15 protein-coding genes, 3 pseudogenes and 1 riboswitch are annotated in these 18,042 nt (G+C 74.9%); of the genes and pseudogenes, 9 read left to right on the forward strand and 9 right to left on the reverse strand.

The window, feature by feature from the left end; translation table 11 throughout:
* Positions 1-51 precede the first annotated feature (51 nt).
* Positions 52-408: a DUF4031 domain-containing protein gene (locus tag GA0070610_RS00310; RefSeq protein ID WP_088998158.1), complete on the forward strand. Its 357-nt coding sequence runs from the start codon at positions 52-54 to the stop codon at positions 406-408.
* A 115-nt stretch (positions 409-523) separates the two neighbouring features.
* On the opposite strand, the gene GA0070610_RS00315 is transcribed toward GA0070610_RS00310, so the two are convergent.
* A complete protein-coding gene (locus GA0070610_RS00315) occupies positions 524-1,165 on the reverse strand; it encodes an HD domain-containing protein (RefSeq protein WP_088998159.1) in 642 nt (213 codons plus the stop codon).
* A gap of 74 nt (positions 1,166-1,239) precedes the next feature.
* Between GA0070610_RS00315 and GA0070610_RS00320 the strand changes: the two genes are divergently transcribed.
* Entirely contained in the window at positions 1,240-2,496 is a 1,257-nt protein-coding gene (locus GA0070610_RS00320) for an FUSC family protein (protein ID WP_231926138.1), read from the forward strand.
* Positions 2,497-2,510: 14 nt separating this feature from the next.
* Here GA0070610_RS00320 and GA0070610_RS00325 read toward each other — a convergent pair whose 3' ends face one another.
* Positions 2,511-3,902 (reverse strand): aminotransferase-like domain-containing protein, encoded by a 1,392-nt coding sequence (locus GA0070610_RS00325; protein ID WP_088998161.1) that lies wholly within the window; start codon positions 3,900-3,902, stop codon positions 2,511-2,513.
* Between GA0070610_RS00325 and GA0070610_RS00330 the strand changes: the two genes are divergently transcribed.
* A complete protein-coding gene (locus GA0070610_RS00330; protein WP_088998162.1) occupies positions 3,901-4,839 on the forward strand; it encodes a DMT family transporter in 939 nt (312 codons plus the stop codon). The genes GA0070610_RS00325 and GA0070610_RS00330 overlap by 2 nt on opposite strands.
* Before the next feature lie 120 nt (positions 4,840-4,959).
* On the opposite strand, the pseudogene GA0070610_RS00335 reads toward GA0070610_RS00330, so the two are convergent.
* Positions 4,960-6,248 (reverse strand): annotated as a pseudogene (locus GA0070610_RS00335) (aminotransferase class V-fold PLP-dependent enzyme).
* A gap of 46 nt (positions 6,249-6,294) precedes the next feature.
* A riboswitch (SAM riboswitch) is annotated at positions 6,295-6,415 on the reverse strand.
* Positions 6,416-6,437: 22 nt separating this feature from the next.
* Here GA0070610_RS00335 and GA0070610_RS00340 point away from each other — a divergent pair.
* Positions 6,438-7,928, forward strand: a complete 1,491-nt coding sequence (locus tag GA0070610_RS00340) for a PrsW family intramembrane metalloprotease (RefSeq protein WP_088998163.1) — start codon at positions 6,438-6,440, stop codon at positions 7,926-7,928.
* Positions 7,929-7,991: 63 nt separating this feature from the next.
* On the opposite strand, the gene GA0070610_RS30795 is transcribed toward GA0070610_RS00340, so the two are convergent.
* Positions 7,992-8,159 (reverse strand): hypothetical protein, encoded by a 168-nt coding sequence (locus GA0070610_RS30795; RefSeq protein ID WP_165947924.1) that lies wholly within the window; start codon positions 8,157-8,159, stop codon positions 7,992-7,994.
* A gap of 98 nt (positions 8,160-8,257) precedes the next feature.
* A complete protein-coding gene (locus tag GA0070610_RS00345; protein ID WP_088998164.1) occupies positions 8,258-8,596 on the reverse strand; it encodes a GroES family chaperonin in 339 nt (112 codons plus the stop codon).
* Positions 8,597-8,749: 153 nt separating this feature from the next.
* Here GA0070610_RS00345 and GA0070610_RS00350 point away from each other — a divergent pair, with 153 nt between their 5' ends.
* A complete protein-coding gene (locus GA0070610_RS00350) occupies positions 8,750-10,054 on the forward strand; it encodes an AI-2E family transporter (RefSeq protein WP_231925861.1) in 1,305 nt (434 codons plus the stop codon).
* 8 nt (positions 10,055-10,062) lie between these two features.
* On the opposite strand, the pseudogene GA0070610_RS31850 reads toward GA0070610_RS00350, so the two are convergent.
* Together GA0070610_RS31850 and GA0070610_RS31855 are read right to left on the reverse strand one after the other, a co-directional pair.
* Positions 10,063-10,758, reverse strand: a pseudogene (locus tag GA0070610_RS31850) (ATP-dependent DNA helicase); the annotation flags it as partial.
* 150 nt (positions 10,759-10,908) lie between these two features.
* Positions 10,909-12,329: pseudogene (locus GA0070610_RS31855) on the reverse strand (ATP-dependent DNA helicase); the annotation flags it as partial.
* Positions 12,330-12,398: 69 nt separating this feature from the next.
* Between GA0070610_RS31855 and GA0070610_RS00360 the strand changes: the two are divergent.
* On the forward strand, positions 12,399-12,905 hold the full coding sequence (locus GA0070610_RS00360) for a DUF402 domain-containing protein (protein WP_088998166.1): 507 nt from the start codon (positions 12,399-12,401) through the stop codon (positions 12,903-12,905).
* Between the two features lie 109 nt (positions 12,906-13,014).
* Here GA0070610_RS00360 and sigJ read toward each other — a convergent pair whose 3' ends face one another.
* Positions 13,015-13,971: an RNA polymerase sigma factor SigJ gene (sigJ, locus tag GA0070610_RS00365; RefSeq protein ID WP_331716516.1), complete on the reverse strand. Its 957-nt coding sequence runs from the start codon at positions 13,969-13,971 to the stop codon at positions 13,015-13,017.
* A gap of 289 nt (positions 13,972-14,260) precedes the next feature.
* Here sigJ and GA0070610_RS00370 point away from each other — a divergent pair, with 289 nt between their 5' ends.
* From GA0070610_RS00370 to GA0070610_RS00380, 3 genes are all read left to right on the forward strand, one after another.
* Positions 14,261-15,226 (forward strand): PPK2 family polyphosphate kinase, encoded by a 966-nt coding sequence (locus GA0070610_RS00370; RefSeq protein ID WP_089003181.1) that lies wholly within the window; start codon positions 14,261-14,263, stop codon positions 15,224-15,226.
* 143 nt (positions 15,227-15,369) lie between these two features.
* Positions 15,370-15,996, forward strand: coding sequence for a DUF47 domain-containing protein (locus GA0070610_RS00375; RefSeq protein WP_088998168.1), 627 nt, complete (start codon positions 15,370-15,372; stop codon positions 15,994-15,996).
* 4 nt (positions 15,997-16,000) lie between these two features.
* Positions 16,001-17,005, forward strand: coding sequence for an inorganic phosphate transporter (locus tag GA0070610_RS00380; RefSeq protein WP_088998169.1), 1,005 nt, complete (start codon positions 16,001-16,003; stop codon positions 17,003-17,005).
* 44 nt (positions 17,006-17,049) lie between these two features.
* On the opposite strand, the gene GA0070610_RS00385 is transcribed toward GA0070610_RS00380, so the two are convergent.
* Positions 17,050-18,018, reverse strand: coding sequence for a Gfo/Idh/MocA family protein (locus tag GA0070610_RS00385; protein ID WP_089003182.1), 969 nt, complete (start codon positions 18,016-18,018; stop codon positions 17,050-17,052).
* Positions 18,019-18,042: the final 24 nt, after the last annotated feature.

Genomic DNA, 18,042 nt, shown 5'->3' on the forward strand with positions numbered 1-18,042 from the left:
CCGGTCCCGGGCGATCACCAACCGCTCCCCGGCGCGGGTAGCTTGGCCGACATGCTCTACCTGGACCGGCCCGCCTGGCCGTGGCGGGGGCGGCTCTGGTCCCACCTGATCAGCGACGTCTCGCCCGCCGAGCTGCACGTCTTCGCCGAGACGCTGGGCGTGTCCCGGCGGGGGTTCGACCGGGACCACTACGACATCCCCGCCGAACGGTTCGCCATGGCGGTCTGGCTGGGCGCACGGGTGGTGCCGAGCCGGGAGCTGGTGCGCCTGCTGCGCCAGGCCGGCCTGCGCCGCCCGAAGCACCTGGCCCGCCCGCGCCCCGAACCGCCCGCCACCCGTCCCCGCCCCGAACCGCCCGCCACCCGCTCGCCCGGCGACGCCGCGCTTCCCGTCCTCCACCCGTGCTGACCCGCCGCTCTCGCCTGCACGCGCGGTGACCCGCCGCTGCCGTTCCCTGCCCGCGGTGACCCGCCGCCCCCGCCCTCGTCGGCGACCGTCCGGCCACCCCCGGCGGGGGAGGAGATCAGGGCAGGGACAGGGCGGCCAGCTCGCGGGTCAGGTTGGCGCGGGCCGGCGACTCCCAGCGCCGCGCCAGCGGCGGCAGCCGGAACAGCGCCGGCAGGGCGAGCAGCCCGGCGAGCACCCGGGCCCGGCCCGCCCGGAAGGCCGGCTCGGGCACGTGCGCGTACTCCCGGCGGATCGCCGCGGCGTAGCGGTCGTACGTCTCGGGGGGCGCGGCCAGGATCGCGAGGTCGGCGTCGCAGAGCAGCGATCCGTCGGCGTCGCCCGGGTCCACGGCGTGCCCGGCGGTGAGCAGCACCAGCCGGCGCACCTCCGCCACGGCGTCCGCCGGCAGGCCCGCCCGCGCGAGCAGCGTGCCGGCGAGCGCCGCGCTGTCGCGCTCGTTGGCGTCGCCTCCGGCGCGCGGGTCGTAGACGGCGTCGTGGCACCAGGCCGCGAGGCGCACCAGGTCCGGCCGCCCGGCGGCCGGCGCGTACGCGTCGACGACGTCGAGGACGGCCGTCAGGTGGCGGGTGTCGTGGTGGTGCCGGTGCGGCTCCCCCCAACGGGCCAGCAGGTCCGCGCCGGTCCGGGTCAGCTCGGCGGTGTCGGCGGCCCCGGCTCCCCGGGCCGCAACCCGCCACCGGTCGAGAAGGTCAACCACCCACCCGAGTCTGCCGTACCGCCGTGGGCGCTGAGGATTCACCCGGCGCGGCACGGGTAGTCCCCGCCATGGCCGTGGCCCGGGACCGTCGACCCTCACTGGTGCGACGCGCCATCCTGCGTGACCGGGGCAAGGAACTGGACACGGCCCGGGTCGCCCAGGCCGTGGAGACCCTGCGGCACCGCAGCAGGACGACCCTGCACGACCGGCTGCACCGGCTGCGGATGGCGATGGGCCTCGCCGTGCAGGCCGGTCTCGCCGCCGGGCTGTCCTGGCTGGCGGCGCACGAGCTGCTCGGCAACCCGCAGCCGGTCTTCGCGCCGATCTCCGCGGTCGGCACCCTCGCCGCCTCGGTCGGCCAGCGGTTCCGTCGTACGGTGGAGCTGATCGTCGGGGTGGCGATCGGGGTCTTCGTCGGCGACGTCCTCATCTACCTTCTCGGCACCGGTCCGTGGCAGCTCGGTCTCGTGGTGACCCTGGCCATCGTGCTGACCGTCTTCGCCGGCGCCAGCGTGGCGATCGTCATCCAGGCGGCGGCCACGGCGGTGCTGATCGTCACGCTCAGCCCGTCGACCGAGAACCTGGAGATCCCCCGGTTCATCGACGCGTTCGTCGGCGGTGGTATCGCGCTGCTGGTCACCGCGATCCTGCTGCCGCTCAATCCGCTGCGGGTCATCAACCGGGCCGCCCGGCCCGCCCTGGACCTGCTCGCCGACCAGATCGACGCCACCGCGGAGGCCCTGCGGGACCGGGACCGGGACAAGGCCCAGCGGGCCCTGGACCGGCTCCGCGACAACCAGGAGGAGCTGGCCGCCTTCACCGAGGCCATCGACGGGGCGAAGGAGACCGCCATGCTCTCGCCGGCCCGGTGGCACCGGCGGGACGAGCTCGCCCACTACGCCGAGGCCGCCGGCCCGATCGACCGGGCGATGCGTAACGCCGGCACGCTGACCCGGCGCGCGGTCACCCTGATCGAGGACGAGGAGGAGATTCCGGAGACGATGCCGGACGCGGTGGCCCACCTCGCCGAGGCGGTACGCCTGCTCAAGCACGAGTTCGCCGTCGGCGACGAGCCGGAGCAGGCGCGGGAGCGGGCGCTGCGCGCGGTCAGCGAGGCGGGCCGGGCGTACGCCGAGGGGGTCGGCTTCTCCGGCAGTGTGGTGGTCGCGCAGGTGCGCACCACCGCCAGCGACCTGATGGTGGCCTCCGGCATCACGCAGGAGGAGGCCAACCGCGGCGTCCGGCAGTCCTTCGGCGATCAGGACCGGTCGCGCGGGCAGGGGGGGCGGGACGACGCGCCGAGGCCGCCCGCCGCCCCGCCCCTCGGCTGACCCGCCCGGCCCGCTCAGGCCCGCAGGGCGCGGGCGAGGCGGCGGACGGCCTCGTCCATCAGCTCGGGTCCGGCGGCGGCGTAGGTGAGGCGCAGGTGCGCCGCCGGGGGCTCGGCGGCGTACCAGGGGCGGCCGGGGAAGACGATGACGCCCTCGGCGGCCGCGGCGGCGGCCAGCGCCACGTCGTCGGTGCCCTCGGGCAGGCGGACCCAGAGGTGCATGCCGCCGCGCGGGACCGGCTGTCCGACGAGCTCCGGCAGGTGCCGGTGGAGCGCGGCCAGCAGCGCCTCGCGGCGGGCCCGCAGGGCGGTGCGCAGGGCGCGACGGTGCCGCGTCCAGGCCGGTGCGGTGACGAACTCGAGCGTGGCCTGTTGCAGCGGGCCGGCGACGAAGAAGTCGTCCAGCAGCCGGGCCGCCCGCAGCCGGGCGCCGGCCGGGCCGCGGGCGCCGATCGCCGCCACCCGCAGCCCGGGAGCGGTCGACTTGGTCAGTGAGCGCAGGTAGACGACGTGCCCGTCGGGGTCGTCGGCGGCCAGCGGCGGCGGGGCCTGGCCGTCGATGGTGAGGTCGCGGGCGTAGTCGTCCTCGATCAGGAACGCCCCGGCGTCGCGTACGGCCTCGGCGACCCGGGCCCGGCGGTGCCCCGCCAGGGTCGCGCCGTGCGGGTTGGCGTGCAGCGGCTGGCAGTAGAACAGCCGGGCGCCCGTACGGGCGAACGCGGCGGCGAGCTGGTCGGGCCGTACGCCGTCGGCGTCGGCGGGCACGGGCACCACCCGTAGTCCGGCGGCCCGGGCGGCGGCGAGCGCGCCCAGGTAGGTCGGCGACTCGACGAGCAGGGTGTCGCCGGGCGCGGCGAGCGCCCGCAGCGCGGACGACAGCGCGGCCTGCCCGCCCGGGCAGATCACCATGTCCTCGGCGCGCAGCCCGGCCCCGGCCTCGCGGGCGAACCAGGCGCGCAGGTCCGCGCGTCCCTCGGCCGGCCCCCGCTGCCAGGACGCGGGCTGCCGGGCGGCGCGGGTGAGCGCGGCACCGAGCGCGGCGGCGGGTTGGAGTTCCGCGTCGAGGTAGCCGCCCGACAGCGGGATCGCTCCTGCGGGCGGTAACGCCAGTAGCGCCTGCATCTCGTCCTCGCCCGGCCGGCGGGGGCCGAGCGCCACGGTCTGCCACGACAGGTCGGGCACCCGCCACTCGCGCGGCGGGGCGGCCACGAAGGTCCCCCTGCCCGACCGGGTCTCGATCAAACCCTCGGCCACGAGCTGTCGGATGGCCTCGGCGACGGTGACCGGCGAGGCGTGGTGGCGGGCGGTCAGCTCGCGTACCGAGGGCAGCCGCGTGCCGGGCTCGGCGACGGCGACGAGCCCGCGCAGATCTTGGCTGACGCGTTCGACTGCGTTACCGTCATTCATGAACGACAAGAGTAGCGCTACTGTCCGGAACGCGGTAACGGCGGACCGGACGGTCGGTCTCGCCCTCGGCGCGCTGGGCGTGCTCGCCTTCAGCATGTCGCTGCCCGCCACCCGCGTCGCCGTGCAGCAGCTCGACCCGTGGTTCGTCGCCTTCGGCCGGGCCGTCGGCGCGGGGCTGCTGGCGGTGGCGTACCTGCGACTCACCGCCGCCCCGCGCCCCACCCGCGCCCAGTGGCGGCGGCTGACCGTCGTCGCCCTCGGCGTCGTCGTCGGCTTCCCGCTGTTCACCTCGCTGGCGCTCATCACCCAGACCTCCGCGCACGGCGCGGTCGTCATCACCGTGCTGCCCGCCATGACGGCCGTGTTCGCCGTGCTGCGGGCCGGCGAGCGACCGCCGGCGCTGTTCTGGGTCGCGAGCGCCGGCGGGCTGCTGGCGGTGCTCGCCTTCCTCGGCGCCAGCGGTGCGGTGCGCGGTGCGCTCGCCCCGCCCGACCTGTTCCTGCTCGCGGCGGTCGTGCTCTGCGGCCTGGGATACGCCGAGGGCGGCGCGCTGGCCCGGGAGCTGGGTGGCGCCCGGACGATCTGCTGGGCGTTGCTGCTCTCCCTGCCGGTCACCGTGCCGGTCACGGTCGTCGCCGCCGTGGCCGCCCCACCGCACGCCGACGCCGTCACCTGGTCCGCGTTCGGATACCTCACCGCGGTCTCCATGTTCCTGGGCTTCTTCGCCTGGTACGCGGGCCTGGCCCGGGGCGGCGTCGCGCAGGTCGGCCAGATCCAGCTCGCGCAGCCGGTGCTCACCCTGCTCTGGTCGGCGCTGCTGCTGGGCGAGGCCGTCACCCCCGCCTCGATCGCGGCGGCGCTGGCGGTGCTGGCGTGCGTCGTGCTGATCCAGCGCACCCGCGGCCGCACGTTGGCACCCGTGGCGAAGCAGGCCTGACGGCTCCGCGCCGCCCGTCGGCCTCGCCCGCCGGCCCCGCGCGCCCGCCGGCCCGGCCGCCCGGCCTGCCGCTGCGGGCGGAGTGGGCTTCCGGGCCGGCCCGGCCGCCGCCCGGGCCCGTCAGGCCAGCGCGGCGAGGGCGGCGAGCAGCCGGTCCACGTGCCCGGTCGTGCTGCCCAGGCCGATGCTGGCCCGCAGGGCGGTCGGCGGCAGGTCCCGCCGGCCGCTGCGGGCGGCCGCCTCGTCGAGCAGCCGCCGGGCCAGCGGGTGGGCGCAGAAGAGGCCGTCGCGCACCCCGATGTCGTACGTCGCGGCCAGCTCCGCCGCCACCTGTGCCGAGTCCCGGCCACCACGAACGACACGATGCCCACCCGGGGCGCCGCCGGCCCGAACGTGCGCAGCTCCACCACGTGCGGCAGGGCCGCGACGCCCTCGCGCAGCCGGGTCAGCAGGGCCTGCTCGGCGTCGTGCAGGGCGACCCGGTCGGCGTCGGCCAGGGTGGCGCAGACCGCCGCCAGGGCGACCGCGCCGAGCAGGTTCGGGGTGCCCGCCTCGTGCCGGGCCGGGCCGGTCGCCCACCGTACGTCGTGGGTGGTGGCCCCGACGTGGCTGGTGGCGCCCCCGCCGGCCAGGTACGGCGGGGCGGCGTCCAGCCAGTCCGCCCGCCCGACGAGCACCCCCGCGCCGAAGGGCGCGTACAGCTTGTGGCCGGAGAGCGCGAGGTAGTCGACGTCGAGGTCGGCGACGTCGACCGGCACGTGCGGGGCGAGCTGCGCGGCGTCCACCGCGATCCGGGCCCCGTGCCGCCGGGCCACCCGGGCCAGCTCGGCCACCGGCCAGCGCTCGCCGGTCATGTTGCTGGCGGCGGTCACCGCCACCAGCACGGGCGGCCCGTGTCCGGCACCGGGGCGGGTGGGCCGGTGGCCGGCGGCGTCCGGCCTGCGCAGCTCGCCGAGCGCGGCGTCGAGCGCGCGTACCGCCCCGGCGGGCTCCCCGGGCACCGGCAGCCGCACCGAACCGCGCGGCCAGGGCAGCAGGTTGGCGTGGTGCTCCCCGCCGAAGGTGACCACCGTCGTGCCGGCGGGCAGCGCCCGGGCCAGCAGGTTCAGCGCGTCCGTGGTGTTGCGGGTGAAGACCACGTGGTCGCCGGCGCGGGCGCCGAGAAAGTCGCCGACCGTCTGCCGGGCGCGCTCGTAGGCGAGGGTGCAGCGCCGCGACAGCGCCCCGGCGCCGCGGTGCACGCTGGCGTACCAGGGCAGCAGCTCGGCCACCGCGTCGGCCGCGGCCCGCGCGCAGGGCGCGGTGGCCGCGTAGTCGAGGTTCACCTGCCCGGGTACGCCGAGCACGTCGAGCGGGCCGGCGACGGCGGGCGGCTGCGGCGCGGGCGGGGGTACGAGGGTGACGGTCACGGCCGACCTCCGGGGTCCAGGACCCCGGGTGGGCGCACACGGGCGGGGTCCGCGCTTGCCCGGCGCGCGGATCGGGCCGGGCCCGGTCATCACCCGGGGCACCCCACCGCGAACTCGACGAGGGTTGCCGGCCAGCAAGCCGGGGCTTGACGCTGGCGCTCGTGACCTGCCGGCAGCATAGCCGGGTCGATGCGACCGGACCAGCCGGCCGGGGATGGCTACGCTGACCGCATGGCCGACACCCCGCCCGGCGCGTCCCTGCCGTCGCCGACCGCGCCCGCCGTCCCGCCGCCCGGCGGGGCCGGGCCCCGGATGCCGCTGCGTCGGCTGGGGTGGCGTCGGGCCCTGGTGCTGGCCGGCACCGTCCTGTTCATCGCGGCGTGCGCGCTGTTCATGGTCTTCACGCTGGGGGAGAACCTGGGCGTCGAGGCGCTGCTGATCGGCGTGGTCGCCGCGATCCTCCCGGTTCCGGTGCTGGTGGGCTGTTTCCTCTGGCTGGACCGTTACGAGCCCGAACCCCTCAAGTACCTGATCTTCTGCTTCGCCTGGGGCGCGTTCGTCTCCACCGCGGCCTCGCTGACCGTCAACGAGTTCTCGGCCGGGCTGTTCGAGGACTGGGGGCTGCCGACCGCGCTGACCGCGGTGCTGGTGGCGCCCTTCATCGAGGAGCTGACCAAGGCCCTCGGGCCGATCCTGCTGCTGATCTTCCGCCGCCGGGAGATCTCCGGGATCACCGACGCCCTGGTCTACTGCGGGCTCTCCGCGGTCGGGTTCGCGATGGTGGAGAACATCCTCTACCTGGGCGGCTACGGCTACGCCAGCGGCGTGGAGCGGTACGGGCCGGCGACCGGCACCCAGCAGGTCATCGCCATCTTCATCGTCCGGATCCTGCTCTTCGGCTTCGCCCACCCGCTGTTCACCTCGATGACCGGGGTGGGGCTGGGCATCGCCGCGCGCGCCGCCGACCGGTGGGTGCGGGTGCTCGCGCCGCTCGCCGGCCTGCTCCTGGCGATGATGCTGCACGGGCTCTGGAACCTGCTGCCGACGCTCACCCAGGCCACCGGCGAGACGCTGATCATGCTGTACGGCTTCATCGGCGTGATGGTGCCGGTCTTCTTCGGCATGGTCGGGCTCGCCGTCTGGCTACGGGCCTGGGAGGGGCGGCTCACCGAGCGGACCCTGCCCGACTACGTCCGGGCGGGATGGCTCACCCCGCCGGAGGTGGCGGCGCTGAGCAGCCTGGGACGGCGGCACGCGGCCCGGGTGTGGGCCAAGCGGGTGGCCGGCGACGGCGGGTTGAAGGCGATGCGCGGCTACCAGTTCGCGGCGACCCGGCTGGCGCTGCTGCGCGACGGCGCGCTGCGCGGCCTGGACCGGCACCCGGCCGACCGGGAGCGGACCGCGCGGGAGGAACGGGAGCTGCTGGAGGCGATCGGCGCGTACCGGTCGTTCTTCGTGGGCCGGGACCCGCAGGTGCCGGTGGGGATCTGGGACGGGCAGCGCTACCACCTGCGCTTCCCGGACGGCACGCAGCGTTCGGTCGAGGCGCCGGACGAGCCCGTCGTGCCGATCCCGGTGGTGCTCGTCCCGCCGCCGCCCCCGGTGCACCCGGCCGGCTTCGGCCCGCCCGGCTGGTACGGCCAGCAGCCACCGGCGCCGTGGCACCCCGGTCACCACTGACGCGGACGCCGGGGGACCCCGGATCCGCGACCGGGGCCGCCCCGCTCGGGCCGGCCCCGGTCGTCAGGTCATCAGGCTGGTGAGGAAGTCACCGAGGCCCTGCGCCATCGCCATCAGTCCCGCCCCGATCGCCTTGAACATCTCCGCCGCGCCCTCCGGCCGGAAGGCCATGAAGTAGATCAGGAACGCGACGCTCCCCCAGAGCAGAATCTTCTTCACGAGTACCGGCATCGTCCCTCCCCAGGGCCGGTGGTGCGGCTGGCTTCCCGGCCGGGAGCGACGCAAACGGCACCGACGCCCTCATCCGGGCGGGTGGGGCGGGGACGGGATCAGAGGTAGAGGCCGGTGGAGTCGTTCTCCACCCGCTCGGCGGCCACGGCGTGCACGTCGCGCTCGCGCAGCAGCACGTACCCGCGGCCGTGCAACTCGACCTCGGAGCGGTCGTCGGGATCGAAGAGGACCCGGTCGCCCGAGACGATGGCGCGCACGTTCGGCCCCACCCCCACGGCGGTGGCCCAGGCCAGGCGCTTGCCCACGGCGGCGGTCGCCGGGATCACGATGCCGGCGGTCGAGCGTCGCTCACCCTCGCTGCCCTCCATCCGCACCAGCACGCGGTCGTGCAGCAGGCGGATCGGCAGCCCGGAGTCGAGATTCTGGTCGGCGGTCACGCCGGAAACGCTACCGTGTCCCGGTCGGCCGGCCGTGGGCGGTTACGCGCCGGGGGCCGGGGGGCAATGTGTGGCGGACCTGCCCTACGGTGGCGTCGTCGGACGTATCCTGTCCGCCCATCGGCATGGGCGGACAGGTTCTCTTGCCAGGAGGTGCGCTTGAGCCGCTTCGAGCAGTTACGCGGACGGCTCCGTCGCGCGTACGAGTCGGGCCGGCAGTCGGCGCGCGCCCGCCGCGCGGACCCGGCCGACGCTCCCGAACCGGCCGGCGTGGCCTCGCCGACGTCCCCCGGACCGGCGGCTGCGCCGTCCGCGACCGTGGTCGGCGCCCCGCCGCCCGGTGCCATGCACAACTCCACCTCCAGCCGGGACGACGCGGACGTGCCGCACGCGTTGCGGATCGCCGCCGCGTGGTCCTGGCGGCTGATCGTGATCGGCGTCGTCGCCTGGGCGCTGTTGAAGATCGTCGGCACCGTCCGGATCGTGGTCATCCCGCTGGCCGTCGCACTGCTGCTCTCGGCGCTGCTCGCGCCGGCGGTCGGCTGGCTGCTGCGGGCGCGCTTCCCGCGGTCCATGGCGACGGCGGTGGTGCTGGTGGGCGGCCTGGCCGCGGTGATCGGCACGCTGACCCTGGTGGTGAACGAGTTCATCCAGGGCGTGCCGGAGCTGAGCAAGAAGTCCTCCGAGGGCGTCCGGCAGATCCAGGACTGGCTGAAGACCGGGCCGCTGCACCTCTCCGACGGCCAGCTCGACAACTACATCGACGAGGGCCAGAAGTGGATCAACAACAACACCGAGAGGTTCACCAGCGGCGCCCTCTCCACGGCCGCCACGCTGGCTGAGGTGCTGACCGGCACGCTGCTGGTGCTCTTCGCCACCTTCTTCTTCCTGCGCGACGGCAACAAGATCTGGCGCTTCCTGGTCCGGCTGCTGCCGGTGGCCGCCCGCTGGAAGGTCGACGACGCCGGGCGGGCGTCCTGGGCGACGCTTGTCGCCTACGTCCGGGCGACCGTGCTGGTCGCCTTCATCGACGCGGTCGGCATCGGCATCTTCCTCGTCATCTTCGACATCCCGTTCGCCTTCCCGCTCGCCGCCCTGGTCTTCCTCGGGGCGTTCATCCCGATCGTCGGAGCGACCCTGTCGGGCGTCGTCGCGGTCCTGGTCGCGCTGGTCGACAGCGGCCCGGTGACGGCGCTGATCATCCTCGGCGCGGTGATCGGGGTGCAGCAGGTGGAGGGACACCTCCTCCAGCCGCTGATCATGGGCCGGGCGGTGGCCATCCACCCGCTCGCGGTCATCATCGGCATCGCGGCCGGCGTGGTCCTCGCCGGGATCACCGGCGCGCTGGTGTCGGTGCCGCTGATCGCCGTGCTCAACACGGCCGTGCGCCGGCTCGCCGCCCGTACCGTCCCGGACACCCCGCCCGACGCCGTCGTCGTCGCCTCCCAGGCGCCCTGACCGGAGGGTCAGGACTTGGCGAGGCGTTCGAGGGCGCCGCGGGCGACCTCCGGCCGGGTGGTGTACCAGAACGGCGGCAGCGACCGCCGCAGGAACGCCCCGTAGCCCCGGGCGGTCTCCAGGCGCGAGTCGAGCACCGCCACCACGCCCTTGTCGCCCGTCGACCGGATCAACCGACCCACGCCCTGGGCCAGCCGGATCGCGGCGATCGGCACGCTGACCGCCGCGAAACCCGACCCGCCGCCGGCGTCCACCGCGGCGGCCCGCGCCGCCGCCAGCGGCTCGTCCGGCCGGGGGAAGGGCAGCCGGTCGATGACCACCAGCTGGCAGGAGTCGCCCGGCACGTCGACCCCCTGCCAGAGCGACATCACCCCGAACAGGCAGCTCGACTTCTCCTCCCGGAACCGGCGTACCAGCAGCGGCAGCGCCTCCTCGCCCTGGAGCAGGACCGGCAGGTCGGTCCGCGCGCGCAGCAGCTCCGCCGCCTGCTGCGCGGCCCGCCGGGAGGAGAAGAGGCCGAGCGTACGCCCGCCGAGCGCGGTGACCAGCGTGAGCAGTTCCTCGCCGGCCGCGTCGGGCAGCCCGGAGACGCTGGGTCGGGGCAGGTGCGCGGCGACGTAGAGGATGCCCTGACGGGGGTAGTCGAACGGCGAGCCGACGTCGAGGGAACGCCAGCCCGGCCCCGAGGTCGCCGGTGCCCCCGCCGCGCCTGCGGCCGTGCCACCCTGTGCGGTGCCGTCCTGCACGGTGCCGCCTTCGGACGGTCCGGTGTCTCGTGCCGGTGCGGCGGCGCCGGTGCGCCCGGCGGAGCGGGCGGCCAGGGCGGCGGCGGCCGGTGACGGCGGGTCGGCCGGGGGCGCCTCCAGGCCCAGCGCCCGGGCCACCGTGTCGAACCGGCCGCCCAGCGTCAGTGTCGCCGAGGTGGCGACCACCGTGCGCTCGTCGTACAGGTGGGTGGCGAGCGTGCCGGCGACCGAGAGCGGCGCGACCACCAGTGCCCGGCGACCGGTGTTGTCGTTCTTCTCCACCCAGGCGACGTCGTGGTCGGCCTCCTCCAGCAGCCGCTGCGCGGTGGCGGAGAGCTCGTCGAGCACCGCCTTGGCCTGCTGCTTGCGCACCGGGTCCGGGTCGTCGGACTTGACCTCGCCGATCGCGTCGAGCGCCGCCCGGGTGGCCGCGTCCAGCAGGGTGCACGCCTCGCGCAGCACGGACGGCAGCCCCGAGGTGATCCGCCCGGCCGGCGCCTCGGCCAGCCCGACCGCCAGGGCGTCGCCGGCTGCGGTCAGTGACTCGGCGACGTCCGGCCGCAGCAGCGGGCGGGCCCGCTTCGCTGAGCGGTCGATCAGCTCCGGCACCAGCTCGGCCTGCGCCGCCGAGGAGACCCGGTCGGCCAGCTCGTGCGCCTCGTCGACGATGAGCAGCTTGTGCGGGGGCACGATGTGCCGGCCGGCGAGCATGTCCACCGCGAGCAGGCTGTGGTTGGTGACCACGATGTCCGCCTCCCGCGCGCGGGCCCGCGACGCCTCGGCGAAGCACTCCGCGCCGAACGGGCAGCGGGACGCGCCGACGCACTCCCGGGCCGGCATGGAGACCAGCCGCCAGGCCTGGTCGTCGACGCCCGGGTCCAGTTCGTCCCGGTCGCCGGTGTCGGTCTTCTCCGCCCAGTCGCGCAGCCGCTGGACCTGCTTGCCGAGCCGTCCCGCCTCGCCGAGCCACTTGGTGCCGCCGCCGGGGCGCGCGGCCGGGGCGTCGAAGAGCGTGTCCTCCGGCTCGTCCTCCGTGGAGTTGTCCAGCCGGGCCAGGCAGAGGTAGTGGTGCCGACCCTTCAGCACCGCGAAGGTGGGCCGCCGGCCGAGCACCGGCTCCACGGCGTCGGCGAGCCGGGGCAGATCGTGATCGACCAGTTGGGACTGCAACGCCAGGGTGGCCGTGGAGACCACCACCGGACCGTCCACCGTCAGCGCGGGCGTCAGGTAGGCCAGTGACTTGCCGGTGCCCGTGCCGGCCTGCACCAGCAGGTGCTCCCGCGCCTGCACGCACTCCTCGATGGCCGTCGCCATCTGCTGCTGGCCGGGCCGCGCCGCGCCGCCCGGCACCGCGCCGACCGCGGCGGCGAGCAGTTCGACCCCGCTCGGCCGGGCGCCCCGCCGTCGGCCGCCGGTGCGGGGCGAGGGGGCGGCGGAACCGGTGGCGAGGCGCGGAGTCACCGTGCGACGGTACCCGCCGTCCCCGACACCGGCCGCGCCGATCCGGGCGTGGCGTCGTCACGGTACGGTCTCCCGTCGACCGCATCCGGTTACTTCCGTACGGCGACGGATGGGCGGTATCGGTTAGGGTGCGATTCATGCCGAGCGACGTGGTCCGCGTGATCTACCGCAAGTACGACGGCAGCGCCCACCGTGACTACCCGGCCCGCCGACTCGCCGAGGACGACCTCGGCGTCTGGCTCGGCGTGACCGAGGGCACGAAGTCCGTCTACCATGGCCGGCCGTCGGTGGAGCAGATCCCGTTCGTCCTCCTGGTGCCGCACCACGCCTGGTGGACCGGCATGTTCAACCCCCCGCCGCGCACCAGCGAGGTCTACTGCGACATCGCCAGCCCCGCCCGCTGGGAGAACGACGACACCGTCCACCTCATCGACCTCGACCTCGACGTGGTGCGTCGCCGGACCACCGGGCTGGTGGAGTTGCGCGACGAGGACGAGTTCGCCGAGCACCGGGCCCGCTTCGGCTACCCCGACGACGTGGTGACGCAGGCCGAGGCGGCGGCCCGGTGGCTCCTCGACGCACTGGGCGACGGCGCCGAGCCGTTCGCCACGTCGTACCGCAAGTGGCTGGCCCTGGTGGTCTGACCGTCGGCGCGGCCGGCCTACCGGCGCGCGACCGACAGCGGCGGCGGAACCGCCGGTGGCGACGGATCTGGCGGCGCGCGGCCCGCCGCGGCGGGGAAACCGCCGGGTGTCACCAGCGTGGCGGCCAGCCGTCCTCCTCCGTCAGCGGCGGCAGGTCGCCCAGCTTCTCCGGATTCAGCTGGTGGAAGACCCCGGTGACCCGGCCCTCGTCCACCGTGAGGGCGGCCACCACCCGCAGCGGCCGTCCGTCCGAGTGCCGGGTCTCCAGGTGCAGGCCCTCGACGCCGTCGACGAGCACCCGACGGGCGCGCAGCGTCCCGCCGTAGCGCCCGGCACGCCCGAACAGGCCCAGGAGGAAGCGGGCCACCGCGTCGGCACCGAGCACCGGCCGCCGGGCCGCCGGGAAGTGGCCGCCGCTGTCGCCGATGGCGACCACGTCCGGGGCGAGCACCCGTACCAGCGCGGCAAGGTCGCCCGACTCGACGGCGGCCACGAAGGCGGCGAGCACGTGACGCTGCTCGACCGCGTCGGCGGTGTGCCGGGGCGCGTCGGGCGCGTGCACCGCCCGGCGGGCCCGGGAGGCGAGCTGGCGGGCGGCGGCGTCGGTCGTGCCGAGCACCTCGGCGATCTGGGAGAACGGCACGGCGAAGACGTCGTGCAGCACGAAGGCCACCCGCTGCTCCGGTGCGAGGCGTTCCAGCACCACCAGCAGGGCGGTGCCGACCTGATCGGCGCGGACCGCCCGCTCCGCGGGGTCGGGCGCGAAGCCGTCGGGGCGCGGGCCCTGGTCGAGCGGCGTCACGACCGGCTCCGGCAGCCACTGGCCGGGGTACGCCTCCCGCCGTACCCGCGCCGAGCGGAGCACGTCCAGGCAGATCCGGGCGCAGGTGGTGGTCAGCCAGGCGCCGAGGTGCCGGATCTCGGCGCGGGCCGCCGGGTCGGCGAGCGCGCTGGCGTACCGCAGCCACGTCTCCTGTACGGCGTCCTCGGCCTCGCTGCGGCTGCCCAACATCCGGTGCGCCACGCCCAGCAGCCGCCCCCGCTCGGCCTCGAACTCCGTCACCATCTCCCGCACGCCGCCCCCGCTCCACTGCCGGGGCGCGTACCGCCCCGCCCGCGATTCTCCCGCCCCGCCACCCACCCCCCAAGACTGCCGTCGATCATGCAGTCGTGGTGCCCCGCGAAATGGACGAGCCGGCGTGTTCCGCCCACCGGAAGTGCATGATCGCCGGGCGGGGCGGGCGGGCTGCGGGGATGTGGGTGATGATCCGGGGATGCGAGCGGATGAGGGAGGCGGCGTGGGCCGCGAGGCCGTGGGCCGGTCCAGCAGTGTCGTGGGGCCGGTCGGAGGGACGATGCGGGAGTTGCTCCGGGTGGCGCCCGGCGGGGCGGTCGATCTCGCGGCGGTCGATCCCCGGTCGACGCCCGGGCTGCCCGGGCAGGAGGTGACCGGCCCGCAGCGCAAGGAGTGGACCCGTGGCCAGGTCACGCTGATCGGCGCGGAACTGGGCAGGCGGCAGGAGATGCTCTTCGCCGACGCCACGGCCCGGCAGTCGGCTCGACCTGTCGGCGCGGCTGCCGGCGTGGACGGGTCGGCCGGCGGCGGCGAGGGGGCGGCTGCGGCTGGCGGCGCCGACCGGGCCGGTGTGACCGGCGGGCGTCGGGTGCTGCTGGTGCTCCAGGCGATGGACTGCGGGGGCAAGGACGGCACCATCAAGCGGGTGGCCGGCGCGATGAATCCGCTGGGCCTGCACGTGCGCTCGTTCGGTCCGCCCACGGCCGAGGAGTTGCAGCACGACTTCCTGTGGCGGATCCGGCGGGCGCTGCCGCCGCCCGGGTACGTCGGTGTCTTCAACCGGTCGCACTACGAGGACGTCCTCGTGGCGCGCGTCGAGTCGCTGGTGCCCGAGTCGATCTGGCAGGCCAGGTACGACGAGATCAACGCCTTCGAGCGGGAGCAGGCCGACGCCGGGGTGACCATGGTGAAGGTGCTGCTGCACATCTCGTACGCGGAGCAGGGCCGGCGGCTGCTGGAGCGGCTGGACGAGCCGCGCAAGCACTGGAAGTACGATCCGTCGGACGTCGACGCCCGGGCCCGCTGGGACGACTACCAGGCCGCGTACGCCGAAGCCCTGAGCCGGTGCGGCACGGACGCCGCGCCCTGGTACGTGGTGCCGGCGGACCGCAAGTGGTACCGCGACTGGGCCGTCGCGCACCTGCTCCGCGAGACGTTCGACACCCTCGATCTCGGGTATCCGCCTGCCGGTTTCGACGTCCGGCGCGAACGGGAGCGGCTGCTGGGATCGGAGAGAACGTCGTAGGTGAACGGCGGGTGAACGACTGGTGAATGCGGTCTGACCAGGGGGAGGCCGCCGAATCTCCGCTTTCGTCGTTTCCTAGCATTCCCAGGCGGGCACCCTCCGGGCGGCCGCCACCCTTCCACCGACACGACGAGGTCCGTGCTGTGAAGTTTTCCTTCCGCCCGAACGAGGGCGCCTTCTACGAGCTCTTCACCAGGGCCGCACAGAACCTGGTGAAGGGCACCGAGCTGCTCAACGAGCTGGCCCTGCCGGGGGTGGAGGTGCAGTCGGTCAGCGAGCGGCTCACCGAGGTGGAGCACGACAGCGACCAGATCACCCACGAGTTGTACAAGAAGATCAACTCGACCTTCATCACGCCGTTCGACCGGGAGGACATCTACCGGCTCGGGTCGCTGCTGGACGACGTGATGGACCACCTCGAAGCGGTCGGCAACCTGCTCTACCTCTACGGCCTGACCAAGCTTCCCTCGCTGCCCCGCGAGATGCACGAGATGGTCAACGTCCTGGACGCCCAGGCGAAGCTGACCGCCGACGCGATGCCGCGCCTGAAGTCGATGAAGGACCTCGAGGACTACTGGATCGAGTGCAACCGGCTGGAGAACGACGGCGACCAGGTGTACCGGATGCTGCTGGTCCGCCTCTTCTCCGGCGAGTACGACGCCCTGACCGTGCTGAAGATGAAGGAGGTCGCCGACGAGCTGGAGGCCGCCTGCGACGCCTTCGAGCACGTGGCGAACACCGTCGAGACCATCGCGGTCAAGGAGTCCTGATCCTGTGAGTCCCGAACTCATCGCCGTGCTGGCGGTGATCGCGGTGGCCCTGGCGTTCGACTACACCAACGGCTTCCACGACGCTGCCAACGCGATCGCGACCAGCATCTCCACACGGGCGCTCACACCCCGGGTGGCCCTGGCCATGGCGGCGGTCGGCAACTTCATCGGCGCCCACTTCGGCGCCGAGGTGGCCAAGACCGTCGGCAGCGGCCTGGTGAAGCTGCCCACCGGCACAGCCAGCCTCGGCATCGTCTTCGCGGGCGTCATCGGCGCCATCGTGTGGAACCTGGTGACCTGGTACTTCGGCCTGCCGTCGTCCTCGTCGCACGCGCTGATCGGCGGCCTGGTCGGCTCGACCGTCGCCGCGTCCGGCACGGTGCTCTGGACCGGCATCGGGGAGAGCGTGATCATCCCGATGGTCCTCTCCCCGATGGTCGGCTTCCTGCTCGGCTACATCGTCATGATCGCCGTGCAGTGGATCTTCCGGAAGGGGCACCCGGGCCGGCTCAACCGGGGCTTCCGCTGGGCGCAGACGGCGTCCGCCGCCGCCATGTCGGTCGGCCACGGCATGCAGGACGCCGCCAAGACCATCGGCATCGTGGTGCTCGCGCTCTACGTCGGCGGCTACCAGGACGACCCCAGCTTCATCCCCGAGTGGGCGTTCTGGACGTCGGCGGCCGTGCTGGCCGCCGGCACGTACGCCGGTGGCTGGCGGATCATCCGGACCCTGGGCCGGAAGATCATCGACCTCCGGCCGCCGGAGGGCTTCGCCGCCGAGACCGTGGCCAGCGGCGTGCTCTACTTCAACGCGCTGGTCCTCGGCGCGCCGATCTCGACGACCCACACGATCACCTCGGCGATCATGGGCGTCGGCGCCACCAAGCGGCTCTCCGCCGTCCGGTGGGGCGTGGCCGGCAACATCGTCGGCGCGTGGATCCTGACCTTCCCGGCCGCCGGCTCGATCGGCGCCCTGATGTACTTCCTGGTCCGGCCCCTGTTCAGCTGAGGCGCGGGGAAGGGGCACCTCGTGGGCGAGGTGCCCCTTCCCCGTCAGGAGTAGTCGACGCCGATCTGGGCGCGGATCCCGTCCAGCAGCGCCATCACCTCCAGCGTGGTGGCGTGGGGGACCAGCGGGCTCTCCAGCAGGCCCTCGGCGAGGCACCGCTGGACCTCGGCGGCCTCGTACTGGTAGCCGCCGCCGACCAGCTCGTCGGTGATCGTCTCCGGCTCGGCGCCGGCCCGGTGCAGCATCGCGGAGCCGGGGCGGAAGAACGGCTCGGGCAGGTCGATCCGGCCGGTGGTGCCGGTGATCGAGGCGTCCAGCGCGGTGGCCCCGACCATGCCGCAGCTCAGCGTGGCGACGGCGCCCGAGTCGTAGCCCAGGACGATGCCGGTGTTCTCGTCCACCCCCTCCGGGCTGAGCTTCGCCCAGGACCGGACGTGGTCGGGCACGCCGAGCAGCAGGTGGGCCAGGCTGACCGGGTAGACGCCGAGGTCGAGCAGGGCGCCGCCGCCGAGCGTGCGGGCCCGCATCCGGTGCTCCGGCGGGAACGGCCCGGCCACCCCGAAGTCGGCCCGCACGCCGGTCACCGTGCCGATCGCGCCGTCCGCGACCAGGTCACAGAGCCGGCGTACGAGCGGGTTGGTCCGCATCCACATGGCCTCCATGAGGAAGACCCCGGCCGCGCGGGCGGTGTCGACCAGCTCGACGCTGGTCGCCAGGTCGAGGGTGAACGGCTTCTCCAGCAGCACTGCCCGGCCGGCCGCGAGGCAGGTCATGGCCGCCTCGTGGTGCGCGGCGTGCGGGGTGGCGACGTAGACGACGTCCAGCTCGTCGTCCGCGGCGAGTTCCGCCCAGGAGGCGTACGCCCGCGGCACGCCGTGCCGGGCCGCGAACCGCTGCGCGCTCTCGGCGGTACGCGAGCCGACCGCCGCGAGCTCGGCGCCGGGCACCAGCCGCAGGTCCTCGGCGAAACGGGCGGCGATGTGGCCGGTGGCCAGGATGCCCCATCGAGTCATGCCGGCCACGCTAGCGAAGATCAC

The organism is Micromonospora echinofusca (genome assembly GCF_900091445.1).
Taxonomy (GTDB): Bacteria; Actinomycetota; Actinomycetes; order Mycobacteriales; family Micromonosporaceae; genus Micromonospora; species Micromonospora echinofusca.